Genomic DNA, 13,531 nt, shown 5'->3' with positions numbered 1-13,531 from the left:
ACGGGGTGAAGGCCACGTTCTGCATGGTGGGTACGCAGGCCCAGGCACACCCGGACCTGGTCAAGGACGTGGTGGCGGCCGGGCACCGGCTGTGCGACCACTCGGTTTCGCACGACGTCACCATGGACCGGCAGTCCGAGGCCTACCAGTCGCAGCAGATCCTGGACGCCGAGCGCATGATCACCAAGGCGTCCGGGGGCGTACGGCCGATGTACTACCGGGCCCCCGGCGGGGCCTTCACCCCCTACAGCCGCCACCTCGCCGCGTCCCACGGAATGCGCCCGCTCGGCTGGAACATCGACTCCAAGGACTTCGAACTCCCCGGCACCGAGGCCATGGTCGCCACCGTCAAGAACGAGATCTCCAACGGCCCGACCCTCCTCTTCCACGACGCGGGCGGAGACCGCTCCCAGACCGTGGCCGCCCTGCGCGAAGTCCTGCCGTGGCTCAAGGAGCAGGGCTACTCCTTCGGCTTCCCCGTGCGCTGAGCCCTCCAGGGCTGGACGGTGATGAGCCGTTCGTGGTTGTCCGACTCGGGGACCATCCGTCACGACCGCCGTCCCTCCACGGTCGGACGGATCTCGGATCTTCGGACGGATTCGCCCAAGTCCTCTGCACGAAAGGGTTGGTACGTCTCACCCGTATCAACCCCAAGGACGTTCCGCACGTGCGCAGCAGTCGAATAGCCCTCTTCTCAGCGGTCGGCACCGTCGCCACCCTGATTCCCGCGCTCGCACCGGCCACGGCATCCGCCGCGGGAAATCCCCTGAGCCAGTACGTTCAGCAGAGGCCGGCCTGGCACCGCTGTGACTCGGCGATGCCCGCGGCCTTCCAGTGCGCCACGATCAAGGTGCCGCTCGACTACAGCCGTCCGAACGGCAAGAAGCTCGATCTCGCGATATCGAGACTGAAGACGAGCAAGAAGGACGAGCGCCGCGGTGTGCTCCTGCTCAACCCTGGCGGTCCGGGCGGTACGGGCGTCGACCTGCCCCAGCTGTTGGCGAGCGAGATCCCGAAGTCCGTGAAGAACAAGTACGACCTCATCGGCTTCGACCCGCGAGGCGTCGGCCAGAGCTCCCCCGTCGGCTGCGGCTGGACGCCCGATGAGCAGAACTGGGAACGGCCGTACAAGGCGGAGACGTTCGCCAAGGACGTGAAGTGGGCCCGCACCGTCGCCGAGAAGTGCAACACCCGGCAGGGCACCAAGCTGCGCCACATCACCACCCGCAACACCGCCCGGGACATGGACGTGATCCGTGCCGTCCTCGGCGAGAAGAAGATCTCCTACCTGGGCTACTCGTACGGCACCTACCTCGGCGCGGTCTACACGCAGATGTACCCGGGGCGCTCCGACCGCTTCGTGCTGGACAGCGCTGTCGACCCGGCCCGGATCTGGCGCGGCATGATCCAGGTCTGGGCGGAGGGCAGCGAGCCCGCCTTCACCCGGTGGACCGAGTGGACCGCCGAGCGCAACTCCACCTACAAGCTGGGCGAGACGCCCGAAGCGGTCCGCAAGACCTTCTACGACCTGGTCGCCCAGGCCGACCGCAAGCCGATCGACCTCGACGGCACCAAGCTGACCGGTGACGCCGTCCGCTCCGGCAGCCGTGGCATGTTCTTCAGCGTGCGCGAGGCCGCCGAGTCGGTCGTCGAGCTGAAGAAGGCCGCCGCGGGGAGCCGCCGGTCCGCCGCCCCGAAGACCGGCACGGCCACGCCGCAGCCGCCGACGTTCGGCCGCGCCGCGCCCTCGGACAACGGCGACGCCGCGTTCTGGTCCGTCCTGTGCGCCGACACCCGCAACTGGCCGCGCGATCCCGAGCAGTACCGCGCCGACGCGATCCGGGACAAGGCCACGTACCCGCTGTACGGCGACTTCGCGTCCAACATCAAGCCGTGCGCGTTCTGGAAGCAGACCGGCGGTGAGGCCGCCACGAAGGTCGACAACAAGGTCGGCGCGCTGATCCTGCAGAACGAGTGGGACCCGCAGACTCCGCTGACCAGCGGCCAGGGCCTGCGCCGTGTCATGAAGGGCGCGAAGATGGTCACGGTCGCGGGAGGCGTCGGGCACGGCATCTACGGAACCAAGTCCTGCGCGGACAAGACGGCCACGACCTACCTGACCACAGGCAGGCTGCCGGCGACGGACCTCACCTGCCAGGCCGCCCCGGCCGCGGGCGAGCGCACCGGCGACAACCCGCTGCCGCTGCCTGCGCCGTCCGGTATTCCGGGCCTGATCGGCCGATAAGGCCGGAGGCCGAGCCGACCGAGGTCGGCCAGTGACAGACTCATGCCCATGACCCCCTCAACCTCCCGCCGTCGCAAGCCCGTTGCCGTTGCCGGTGTCGGTCTCGTCCTGGCCGTCGGCCTGGCGCTCACCGCCTGTGGTCAGGTGCGGGCGCCGGGCGCGGCGGGCGGGGGTGCGCCCAGCGCATCGGCGGGCGCGCCCAGCGCTTCGGAGAGTCCCGCGGGTGCCTCTCCGTATGTGGAGCCGGGGGCCGGTGACGGTGCTCCGCACTACAACGAGAACAACGCCTATCGGCAGACCCGCGAGATGTCCCCCGAACACGCGAAGGACGCCGAGCGGGAGGCCGAGCGGATCAAACCGGTGATCGAGCGGCTCTGGGAGCAGCGGAAGTGGGATCCGGCTGCGGTGCGCACGGCACTGCTCCGGCTCGGGTACGAGGAGGAACGCTTCACCGAGGACGGCGAGCGCCTCGGTGGGAAGCTCACCGTCCGCGCGATGGACAAGCGCTACCGCGACGGCGGCTACGTCACGCCCGAGGGCGCGCTGGTGGGCCTGCGGGTCCATCCGGATGCCTGCGTCATGGCGTTCGTGCAGAAGTCCAACTTCGAGGTGCGGGCCGACGGCCCGTACCTGGAGACAGGGTGCTTCCCGCCGCCCTTCAGCCACTGAACGGCATGACGCCGCATCCGGTTCCCCACCGTCCTCACACCCCGCGCGGCTCCCGTACGACCGCGATCTCCCCCGCCGGGACGATGACCGAGCCCAACACCTGCTTACCGGTGAGCAGTTCGGTGCCCTCGGCCAGGACCTCGCCCGGCCGGTCCGTGTGGTTGATCAGGAAGAGGTAGTCGGCTTCGGGCCCGCGCCGCAGGGCCGCCTCGACGCCCTGCGGGGTCGTACGCACCGGCTCCACTCCGGCCTCCGCACGGATGCGGTCCACCAACCCGGTCAGAGTCTCCGCGTCCGGCTGCGTGGCGAGATACCAAGTCACGCCCTCGCCATGGGAGTGGCGTGTCACCGCAGGCACTCCCGTCAGCGGACCGCTCGTGTACGACTCCACCGGCTCGGCACCGGCCAGCCGCAGGCGCTCCGACCACAGCACCCCCGTACCGCCACCGCTGAGGCGCACCGTCTCGCCGGGCAGCAGCGGGAACAGCTCGTCCGAGCTGACCCCCAGCGCCTCCCGGAACGCGCCCGGGTAGCCGCCCAGCCGGACATGGCAGTTCTCGTCCACCGCCCCGCTGTGGAAGCCCACCGCCAGGGTGCCGCCGCCCGACGCGAAGGACACCAGGTTCGCCGCGCCCGCGTCGTCCACCAGATACAGCGAGGGAGCCAGCACCACCCGGTAGGCCGACAGATCCGCGTCCGGGCGTACGAAGTCCACCGCGACGCCCGCCCGCCACAGCGGCTCGTACCAGGCGCGCACCAAATCCTGGAAGCGCAGCGCCTCGCTCGGCTGGGACGGGAGTTCCATGGCCCAGCGGGCGTTCCAGTCCCAGACGATGGCCACCTGAGCCGTGCCGACGCTGCCGCGTACCTCGCCGAGCGCCCGCAGGTCGGCGCCCAGCCGGACGACGTCGCGCCAGATCTGGCTGTCCGTTCCGGCGTGCGGGAGCATCGCCGAGTGCCACTGCTCGGCGCCCGCCTTCGCCGCGCGCCACTGGAAGTAGGCGATGCCGTCCGCGCCGCGCGCGACATGGGCGAGCGCGTTCCGCCGAAGCTCGCCGGGGCCCTTCGCCCGGTTCACCGGCTGCCAGTTGACCGCGCCCGTCGAGTGCTCCATCAGCAGCCAAGGGCCGCCGGCGAGGGAGCGGACCAGGTCGCCGCTGAGCGCGATGTCGATCTGCGACTCAGGGTCGGCGGACTGGAGGTAGTGGTCGTTGGAGACGAGGTCCAGCTTCGGGGCCCAGCGCCAGTAGTCCAGGGCGTCGAAGTTGTACATCACCATGAAGTTGGTGGTGGCGGGGGTGGCAGGGGCCGCCTCCAGCAGCACCTCGCGCTCCGCCTCGTACAGCGACAGCAGTGCGTCGCTGCAGAAGCGGCGCCAGTCCAACTGGTGGGTGGGGTTGGGGACGGCTCCCGTGGGGCGGGGCGGGATGATCTCGTCCCAGTCGTAGTACCACTGGCTCCAGAAGGTGGTGCCCCAGGCGTCGTTGAGGGCGGCCAGGTCGTCGCCGTACCGCTCCCGCAGCCAGCGCCGGAAGGCCGCCGCGCTCTCGTCGCAGTAGCACTCGGCGTTGTGGCAGCCGTACTCGTTGTGGATGTGCCACATCACCACCGCCGGGTGGTCGGCGTAGCGCCGGGCGAGTTCGCCCGCGATGCGCAGGGCCGCCTCGCGGTAGGCGGGGCTCGACGGGCAGAACGTCTGACGGCTGCCGTACGACAGTCCGCGCCCGTCCCGGTCCACCGGCAGCGCCTCGGGGTGGGCCTTGAAGAACCACGCCGGGGGTGCCGCCGTCGGGGTGGCCAGGTCGGCGGCGATGCCGTTCTCGTGGAGCAGGGCGAGGATCCGGTCGAGGCGCGAGAAGTCGTACTCGCCCTCGCGCGGCTCCAGCAGCGCCCACGAGAAGATGTTGACGCTGACCATGTTCACGCCCGCCTCGCGCATGAGGCGTACGTCCTCGGCCCAGACCTCCTCGGGCCACTGCTCGGGGTTGTAGTCACCGCCGTAGGCGATGCCCTCCACAGAAAGCCCGCGGGAAAGCTCGCGCGTCATCGGACGTCCCCCGACAGCAGCCGGCGCGTCGTCTCCACGCCCCACGTGTCCAGCGACAGCAGCCGGTCGCTGGACGCCATCAGGCCGCCGGTCGCCTCGACGTGCGCGGCCCAGCGCTCGCGGGTCTCCACCGCCGGGCGCGCCATCAGGCAGTCGGGGTCGTTGATCCAGAGGCGGCCGTGCTGCCACTGGCGGCCGACGCCCGTGAACTCGGCGGGGTCCTGGCCGGGTTGGCTGTAGTCATCGGCCTCGGGACGGCGGTGCGGGGCCGTGTCGGGGCTGACCCGCATCGCGTCGAACAGGCCGATGGAGGCGAGCAGGGGCGCGCCGCAGCCCAGGAGGTAGGCGTCCTCACCGATCGCGTCCCGGATCAGCCGGATGCCGGAGCGGTACGCCGTCAGCGCGTCCGACTCCGAATCGTGCCGTACGCCCTCCAGCGCGCCCGCGTAGAGGAAGTCCACCTTGAAGTAGTCGTAGCCCTCGGCGCGCAGCGTCCGGAAGACCTCCGTCAGATACGCCGCCGCCTCGGGGTGCGTGGTGTCCAGGACGCGCAGGTCATGGCCCCAGTTGCGGCCGGCGTGCGCGAAGCCGCCGTCGGCGGTGCGGACCAGCCACTCGGGGTGCTCGGCGGCCAGGTCGCTCGCCGGGTCGACGAGGAAGGGCGCCGTCCAGATGCCCGCCCGACGGCCCCTTGCCCTGATCGCGTCCGCGATGCCCGCGCGGGAGCGGAAGCGGCCGGAGAGGGTGAGCCAGTCGCCGAGGGCCTTCTGGTAGCCGTCGTCGATCTGGACGACGTCGATGGGCAGGTCGAGGGTGTCCATCGCACGGAGGTTCTCGTGGATGTCGTCCTCGGTGACGGCGGTGAAGTACTCGTACCAGGAGCACCAGACCGTCGGGGCCGGGCGGGGGGCCGTGAGCTGGAGGCTGTCGGCCCACTCGCCCAGCACCGACTGGACGGTGGCGCCCGTCCACTCCTTCACCGGGCCGTCGGCGCTGACCTCCGCCACGCCGTCCGTCACGACCAGCCGGATGGAGGGAACCTCGGTCAGCGGGTCCGTCGCCGCCCACAGGCGGACCGGTGAGCCGTCGCCGGGGTCGAGCGCCAGCAGGCCCTCGCCCTGGAAGGCGCCCTCGGGGACGGTGACGCCGGGGCGGTAGCAGACCGTCGCCCAGTTGTCGTTGGTCGGGCGGTACGGCTTGTCGCCGAGAGCGTAGGCGCCGCTGGGGCTCCAGGACTGCCAGCCCTCTTCGTGGACGCGGGCGTTGGCCTCGTCCACGGGCACGGAGGCGACGGGGGTGAAGGGGTGGTGCACGGGTGTCTCTTTCAAGAAAGGGGCTGTCGAGAAAGGGGCCGTCAGCCCTTGTTGGCGCCCAGCGTCAGACCGCTGACGAACTGCCGCTGCAGCACGAAGTAGACGATCAGCGTCGGGATCGCGGTCAGCAACGCACCGGCGGCGACCAGGTTCGGGTCCGTGAAGTACGCGCCGGTGAGGTTGTTCAGCGCCGAGGTGATCGGCATGTTCTCGCCGGTCGAGATCAGCACGAGGGCCCAGAAGAAGTCGTTGTAGATCCAGATGGACAGCAACGTCGCCAGGGCCGCCATCGCCGGCTTGCACAGCGGCAGCACGATCTGCCAGTACTGCCGCCATACCGAGGCGCCGTCCACCAGCGCGGCCTCGGTCAGCTCGTGCGGCAGGGTGCGCATGTAGTTGCTGAGCACGAAGGCGCAGAAGCCCGACTGGAACGCGACATGAATCAACACCAGGCCGAGCGCGGAGTCGTAGAGCTTGCCGCTCATCGTGATGCCGGGCAGGTCGATCAGCAGGTACAGCCGGTACAGGGGGGTGATGATGACCTGCTGCGGCAGCAGGTTGCCCGCCGTGAAGACCAGCAGCAGCGCCAGGTTGACGCGGAAGTCGAAGCGGCTGACGTAGAACGCGACCATCGAGGACAGGAACAGCGTCACCAGCACCGCCGGGACGGAGATGATCATCGTGTTGACGAAGTAGTGGCTCATGTCCGACTGCGTGAACGCGTTCGTGAAGTTGTCGAAGTTCAGCGTGTCCGGCCAGGACACGTAGCCCTTCTCGCTCGTCTCCGAATACGGCCGCATCGCCGAGTAGACGGCCCAGAGCAGCGGCGCGAGCCAGGCCAGTGCTGCGCCCGCGAGGAAGAGGTGGAGCAGGATCCGGGCGGGGCGGATCGGAGTGCGCTGCTTGCCGAGCGCTGCGGTGGGGCTGCTCATGCGCGCCGCTCCTTCCGGAAGGTGGCCACCAGGTAGGGGATGATCACGACGAGGGAGATCAGCAGCAGGACGACCGCGATGGCGGAGCCGTATCCGATGCGGCTGGACTCGCCGATGATGTTGTTGGTGACCAGGATCGAGAGCAGTTCGGTGCCCTCGGCGCCCTTGTTGAAGACGAAGACCAGGTCGAAGGCGCGCAGGGCCTCGATGATGGTGACGACCAGGACGACGGTGTTGGTGGGGCGCAGCGTCGGGAAGATGACGTTCTTGAACGTCTGCCACTCGTTGGCGCCGTCGAGCGCGGAGGCCTCCCGCAGCGACGGGTCGACGCCCTTCAGGCCGGCCAGGTAGAGGATCATCATGTAGCCGGTGTGGCGCCAGGACGCGGCGACGAGGATCGCCCAGAGGTTGAGGTCCGGGTCGCCGATCCAGTCGATGTACTTGCCGGGCTCGTTGGCCCCGATGAGGCTGTTGATCAGGCCGGTGTCGGGGTTGTAGATCAGCTGCCAGACGAAGCCGATGACGGCCATCGACAGCACGACGGGCAGGAAGAAGGCCGTCTGGTAGACGCGGCTGAACCGGATCTTCTTGTCCAACTGCACGGCCAGGAACAGGCCGAGCGGGGTCGGGATCACGATCAGGACGACGAACCAGATGACGTTGTGCTCGACGGCGGGCCAGAACTGCGGGTTCTCCTCGAAGAGTTCCTTGAAGTTCTGCAGCCCGACCCACTGGATCGAGTCGAAGCCGATCCCGTCCCAGGTGGTGAAGGCCAGCGCGATGGAGGCGAGGGCGGTCACCCAGACGAGGGCGATGTGCAGGACGGTCGGCAGACCCGCCATCAGACCGAGGGTGAGCCGGTCGCGGCGGGTCAGCAGACGGCGGTGCCCGTGGGGCACCTTCTTGGCGGGGGCAGCACCCGAAGGCGGCTCAGTGGCCGCCTCCGGGATCTCCTTGGTGGTGTTCGTGGTCATGAGGAAGCGAAGATCGTCTTCTTCTGGCGCTCGATCGAGGACAGCAGGCTGTCGACGCCCTTGGGGTCTCGGACGAACTTCTGCAGCGCGGGCTGCATCACCGTGGAGGTGAAGTCGGGCCGGCTGTCGCGGTCCATGAACTGGGTCAGGGACTTGGCGCCGGCGATCATCTCGTACGCCTTCTTCTGCAGGGCGCTGTACGACGACGTGTCGGCGCCGGTGGCGGCGTGGACCACGCTGGGGTCGGACTTGAGGTAGATGTCCTCGGCCTCGGTGGTGCCGAGGAACTCCAGCAACTTGACGGCCTGGGCCTTGTTCTTCGGGCTCTTGCTCATCATGAAGCCGTCGGTGGGCGCCTCGACGGTGTCCTGCCCGTATGCCGGGTCGATCTCCGGGAAGGCGAAGAAGTCGAGGTCCTCCAGGGCGGCCTTGTCGGTGAACTGCTGGGCCACGAAGGTGCCGAGGAGGTACATGCCGGCCTTCTTGGAGGCCAGCGTCTGGGCCGCGTCCTGCCAGGTACGGCCGGTGGCGCCCTCCTGGTGGTAGGGGAGGATCTCGGTCCACAGGTCGAAGACCTTGCGCACCTTGGCGTCGGTCCAGGAGGCCTTGCCGGCCATCAGCTCGACGTGGAAGTCGTAGCCGTTCTGGCGGAAGTTGATCTGGTCGAAGGTGCCGAGCGCGGGCCAGGCGTCCTTGTCACCGAAGGCGATCGGGACGATGCCGTCCTTCTTCATCTGCTTGCACAGCGCCACGAAGTCGTCCCAGGTGGTGGGGACTTCGTACCCCTTCTCCTGGAAGACGCTCTTCCGGTAGAAGACCGCCCACGGGTACGTGTACAGCGGCACGAAGTAGTACTTGCCGTCCTCGCCCTTGCTGAGCTTGTGCATCGCCTCGGGGAAGTTGCCCCCGATGGTCTTCCAGACGTCGTCGATCGGCGTGGCCAGTCCCTTGGCCGCGAAGAACTGCATCCGGTAGCCGGCGAACCAGGTGAACACGTCGTCCGGCGTGCCCTGGAGGTAGGAGTTGATCTGCTCCTGGAAGGTGTTGGAGTCCTTGGTGTTCACGTCGACCGTGATGCCGGACTTCTTCTTGTAGGCCGCGTAGATGTCCGCGAACGCCTTCTTCGGCACGGCGTCGGACGCCTTGGAGCCGAGGGTGACGGTCTTCGGGTCGCTCGCCGTGCCGCTGCCACCACAGGCGCTCAGCAGCGGGACACCCGCTCCGAGTACGGCGGCGCCGCCTATGCCGCGCAGCAGAGTGCGGCGGCTGGCCGAGGGGAGGGAGAGACCGGAGGGGGAGAGGTCGTGCATCTACGGCTCCTGAGGGCAGGGTTCGATCGTGAGGGTGGGCTCGTCGAAGTCCGTCTTAACCGATCAGAAATCAACTTGACCGAACACGGTGGCGCAATAACAGCCGTATGTCAGGTCATGCGTCAAGAGATGTCGATCGCCGTTTCGGAAACGTGACCGATATCTCGAACCGATCTTGAACCCCTCGCGCGTGCTCGTACGTGCTCTCCCGGGAGGCCGGGGGCTAGCGCACGACCACCGTCCTGGTCACACTCACCTGGTCGACCTCCGACGTCCGCACGGTCACCTTCATCTCCCACGTCCCGGCGATGGGCAGGTTGAGGAAGCTGTTGGCCCAGTAGCCGCCCTTGTCGGTGAGCTCGCCGTCCAGAGGGCCGATGTCCTTGGCCGGAAGGGTGAAGGAGACACGCAGCTCGGGGACGATGGAGACACCGCCGTCGGGCCCGTAGACGAGAGCCTCGATGGAGTTGTCGCCGACCCGGCCCGGGTCGAGGGTGACCTGGACCTTGCCATGGCCGCCCGGGGTGCCCACGTCGAACGGCACCGTGGTGACGGACGCGCCGATCACGGCGGGCGTCTGCGCCGCCGCCTCGGCCTCCGCCCGGCCGGGCAGGGTGCTGGTGAGGATCGTGGTGACGGCGAGCACGGCGGCGCCGACGGCGACTTCGGCGAGGACGGAGCGGCGCAGGGCGCGGCGGTGTGTGAGGTGCCGCGTGTGCTCGTGCTCCTCGTCCGCCGAAGCGGAGGATTCCGGTGCCTCGCCGGGGGACTCCGGCAGAGGCGGCCCGCCGACGGCCTCCGGAACCTTCCCCCGAACGACCGCCTCCACCTCCACCTCCACCTCCACCTCCGCCTCCGCGTCGGCCGTCGCCAGCCGGGCGGTCCAGCGGCGGGACACGGCCGCCGCCCCCAGCAGCAGGGCCACCGCGGCCATCTTGAGGATCAGGAGCCTGCCGTACGTCGTGCCGGTCAGCGCCTCCCAGGAGCCGAGGCCGCGCCAGGACTGGTAGACGCCGGTGACGACCAGGACGGTCACGGAAGCGAACGCGAGGCGCGAGAAGCGGGTGACCGCGGCCGGCGTCAGATGGGCGCGGCACAGCGTGACGAGCAGGGCCGTGAGGCCGCCCAGCCAGACCGCCGTGGCGAGCAGGTGCAGGGCCGAGGACGTCATCGCCGCCGGCACCTGGATCCCCGCGGAGGCGTGCTCACCGGCGGCCCAGGTCACGGCGAGGCCCGCGGCGAGGGCGGCGCCGGTCCAGCCGTAGGGCTGACGGCGCCTGGACAGTCGTACGAGATAGCCGGCGGCCACCAGCAGAAGGGCCAGCCGGGCCAGCAGGACGACGCCGGGGCGGCTGGTGAGGGTACGGGTGAGGGAATCGGCGCTCAGCGCCCCCAGCGGCCCCTCACCCGACTCGTACGGGCCGCGCAGCACCAGCAGGGCGAGGGTGGTGGCGAGGAGGGTCCACCAGCCGGTCCGCAGCAGCCTGGCGAGCACGGGGGCGTCCGGCGGGCGGCAGACGGCCATGAACGTCGCCGTGCCGATGAGCAGGGCGGCAGCGAGGTAGGCCAGATAGCGGGCGATGTTGTAGAGGCTCTTGGTCGCCGGGTCCTCGGTGGGACCGGTGTCGACGGTGGCGGTGGTCAGGGAACGTTTGCCGACGGAGAAGGTGAACGCGCCGGAGACCGGGTGACTGTCCGCCGACACCACCCGCCAGGCGACGGTGTACGTCCCCTGGGCCAGCTTCGAGGGCAACGCGACCCTGGCGGTGTCACCACTGTCCGGGCCGTGCTGCGGCTCCCCCGTACGCAGCCGGCGCCCGTCCGGATCCAGGACGCGGAAGGAGTCCTCCAGCAGACCGACGGACTCCGTGAAGCTCAGCGTGAGGTGGCGGGGAGCCGACTTGAGGAGGCTTCCGTCCCCGGGGTCGGTGCTTCTGAGCGCTGCGTGGGCCGACGCGGGGCCCGTGCCGCCGAGGAGGAACAGGACCAGCAGGGTGCCCAGCAGCACCAGCCGTTGAAGCCCCCGCCGTCCGCTGAGTCGGCGCCGCGGTTGTCGTCGGTCATCGCACCCCACGTGTGTCACATCTCCGTCGTCGGACTTGAGGCCTCGGGGGTAGGTACGGATGCGGAGGCGTTCGGGCTCAGCGGGCGTCGGCGGATTTGCGCGGTGACTACGCTCTGCACTCCCCGGCGTGTTGACCGGGCCACCTGGAAGAAGTGAAATGCCTCGCCGAACTCTGGTTGCCTTGAGCCTTCTTGCGGTTGCTGCGGTACTTCCCGCGACTGCTTGCTCCGCAGCCGCCTCCAAAGCGGAGGAGCCGACGAAGTCCTCCACGCCAAGCGTGCCTGCGGAGACAGAGACCGCCCCGTCCGACGACTCTACGGAGCCGTCCGTGGCCCATCCTCCGGAGCTGGACGGAACCGAGACCGTTGCCGGGGAGCAGGGTGAGACGCACGGCAATCGCAGCCTGGAGTTCGGCAAGGGGGAGAAGGGCCACGCGCTCATCGTCGCCGTGCGATGCCAAGGCAAAGGGACCATCAACGTCACTCTGCGACCCACTGACGTCTTCTTTCAACTGGAATGCCTCGACAGCGAAGTGAGAACCATCCACAACCAGGTGGACATCGCTGGAGCAGAGGACAAGGGGACCGTCTCCGTCGAAGCACCCACGACCGTGCGCTGGTCCATGACCATCGGTCGCGGCAAGGCGGCAGCCGAGCAATCCTGAGCCGCGCAGGGCCCGCTACCGCCCGCGCGCAGGAGGGGGAGTACGCGCGCCGCCTGCCCGGCCTCGCCCCGGGGGCTCAGGCGAGGGCGGCGACCAGCAGGGTGAAGGCGGCGACGATGACGGCGACGCGGACGTAGTGGAAGCGGTCCCAGCGGTTCATCTGCTCCTTCCAGTCGTCGGGCCGGTTCTCGGTGGTCCACGTCTTGCCCCGGTTGTTGATCGGGACGAGCAGCAGGAGCGACATGACCACGCTGAGGACCAGCAGCGCGCCGGCGGTGACGACAAGGCCGGCGCCGTCGTGGTGCCATCCGGCGATGGCCCAGACCGCGCTCAGGATGAGCGAGCCGATGTACCAGAACGGCATCACGGCGCCGAGCATCCGGCCGCCGTGGCTTCGGCCGCGTTGACTGCTGTCGTCAGGGAGGGCGTTGAGGATCGGGTTGATGACGAAGGCGACGGAGAACTCCACCCCCACCATCACGCCGACGACCACGGTGGTGAAGACCTCAAGTGCATTGAGCATGATGATCCCTCCCGGAATCTAGCGTTGCTAGATGTTGAGGCAACGCTAGTACTGCCACCGCTCGGTTGTCTAGCGGTGCTAGGATCGACTCATGTCGGTACAGGAACGCAAGGAGCGCGAACGGGCGGGCCGCGAACGCCTCATCGTGGCGACGGCCCGCGAACTCGCCGAACAGCAGGGCTGGGACGCGGTCACCACCCGCCGGCTCGCCGAGCGCATCGAGTACAGCCAGCCCGTCCTCTACAGCCACTTCCGCGGCAAGCGCGAGATCATCGGCGCCGTCGCCCTCGAAGGCGCCGCCGAGATGGCCGCGGCGCTGCGGGCCTCGGCCTCCGCCGCGGACGGCCCGCACGCCCGGGTCGTCACCCTCGCCCGCGTCTACCTCGACTTCGCCGCACGCAACCCGGCGGTCTACGACGCCATGTTCCTGCTCGACGGCGGCCTGGCGTTCGCGCAGGAGGACACCCCGGAGCCTCTGAAGGACGCCTTCGCCGCCCTGCTGGAGAGCCTCGGCGAGGTCGCCGGGGACGGGGTCCACCCGGGGCTGTTCACCGAGGTGTTCTGGGCGGCCCTGCACGGGCTGGCGACCCTGACCCGGGCGGGACGGCTGCCGCCGGGGGACGCCGAGCGGAGGGTGGAACTGCTGGTGGACCGCCTCGCCGTGGTCTGACGCACCGTCCGGGAGGGCGGGCAGCCGGCGTCTTCCGGCCCGGCCAACGGCCTACGGCATCACTTCTGGTCGGCCCACCCTGTCGCGTCCTCTCGGCTGACCACGGGGAAGAGACAGGC

12 protein-coding genes are annotated in these 13,531 nt (G+C 69.5%); 5 read left to right on the top strand and 7 right to left on the bottom strand.

Annotated elements, in window-relative coordinates; genetic code table 11:
* The 3 genes from BLU79_RS45895 to BLU79_RS45885 all read left to right on the top strand — a co-directional run.
* Positions 1–488: polysaccharide deacetylase family protein (locus BLU79_RS45895; RefSeq protein WP_143052601.1), on the top strand; the 488-nt coding region annotated here is incomplete at its 5' end.
* A 179-nt stretch (positions 489–667) separates the two neighbouring features.
* On the top strand, positions 668–2,245 hold the full coding sequence (locus tag BLU79_RS45890) for an alpha/beta hydrolase (RefSeq protein ID WP_093912016.1): 1,578 nt from the start codon (positions 668–670) through the stop codon (positions 2,243–2,245).
* A 48-nt stretch (positions 2,246–2,293) separates the two neighbouring features.
* Positions 2,294–2,914 (top strand): hypothetical protein, encoded by a 621-nt coding sequence (locus BLU79_RS45885; RefSeq protein ID WP_093912015.1) that lies wholly within the window; start codon positions 2,294–2,296, stop codon positions 2,912–2,914.
* Between the two features lie 34 nt (positions 2,915–2,948).
* Here the strand turns inward: BLU79_RS45885 and BLU79_RS45880 are convergent, their stop codons facing one another.
* The 6 genes from BLU79_RS45880 to BLU79_RS45855 form a co-directional block, all read right to left on the bottom strand.
* Positions 2,949–4,961, bottom strand: a complete 2,013-nt coding sequence (locus BLU79_RS45880; RefSeq protein ID WP_093912005.1) for a beta-galactosidase — start codon at positions 4,959–4,961, stop codon at positions 2,949–2,951.
* Entirely contained in the window at positions 4,958–6,274 is a 1,317-nt protein-coding gene (locus tag BLU79_RS45875) for a glycoside hydrolase family 36 protein (protein WP_093912004.1), read from the bottom strand. Before BLU79_RS45875 ends, BLU79_RS45880 begins: the two co-directional genes overlap by 4 nt.
* Positions 6,275–6,315: 41 nt before the next feature.
* Entirely contained in the window at positions 6,316–7,206 is an 891-nt protein-coding gene (locus tag BLU79_RS45870; protein ID WP_093912003.1) for a carbohydrate ABC transporter permease, read from the bottom strand.
* On the bottom strand, positions 7,203–8,180 hold the full coding sequence (locus BLU79_RS45865; RefSeq protein WP_093912002.1) for a carbohydrate ABC transporter permease: 978 nt from the start codon (positions 8,178–8,180) through the stop codon (positions 7,203–7,205). The genes BLU79_RS45870 and BLU79_RS45865 overlap by 4 nt, the downstream gene beginning before the upstream one ends.
* Positions 8,177–9,490 carry an ABC transporter substrate-binding protein gene (locus tag BLU79_RS45860; RefSeq protein WP_093912001.1) on the bottom strand — a complete coding sequence of 438 codons (1,314 nt, stop codon included), beginning with the start codon at positions 9,488–9,490 and terminating at the stop codon, positions 8,177–8,179. The genes BLU79_RS45865 and BLU79_RS45860 overlap by 4 nt, the downstream gene beginning before the upstream one ends.
* Positions 9,491–9,713: 223 nt before the next feature.
* Complete coding sequence (locus tag BLU79_RS45855) at positions 9,714–11,498, bottom strand: copper resistance CopC/CopD family protein (RefSeq protein ID WP_093912000.1); 1,785 nt, start codon at positions 11,496–11,498, stop codon at positions 9,714–9,716.
* A 385-nt stretch (positions 11,499–11,883) separates the two neighbouring features.
* On the opposite strand from BLU79_RS45855, the gene BLU79_RS45850 reads away from it, so the two are divergent.
* Complete coding sequence (locus BLU79_RS45850; protein ID WP_256333750.1) at positions 11,884–12,219, top strand: hypothetical protein; 336 nt, start codon at positions 11,884–11,886, stop codon at positions 12,217–12,219.
* 76 nt (positions 12,220–12,295) lie between these two features.
* Here the strand turns inward: BLU79_RS45850 and BLU79_RS45845 are convergent, their stop codons facing one another.
* On the bottom strand, positions 12,296–12,742 hold the full coding sequence (locus tag BLU79_RS45845) for an anthrone oxygenase family protein (protein WP_093911999.1): 447 nt from the start codon (positions 12,740–12,742) through the stop codon (positions 12,296–12,298).
* Between the two features lie 91 nt (positions 12,743–12,833).
* Between BLU79_RS45845 and BLU79_RS45840 the strand changes: the two genes are divergently transcribed.
* Positions 12,834–13,412 (top strand): TetR/AcrR family transcriptional regulator, encoded by a 579-nt coding sequence (locus BLU79_RS45840; protein ID WP_093911998.1) that lies wholly within the window; start codon positions 12,834–12,836, stop codon positions 13,410–13,412.
* Positions 13,413–13,531 lie beyond the last annotated feature (119 nt).

Origin of the sequence: Streptomyces sp. cf386, assembly GCF_900103585.1 — a bacterium.
Classification (GTDB): Bacteria; Actinomycetota; Actinomycetes; order Streptomycetales; family Streptomycetaceae; genus Streptomyces.
Note: the sequence above shows the minus strand (reverse complement) of the source record. Positions and strands in the feature narration are given on the sequence as shown.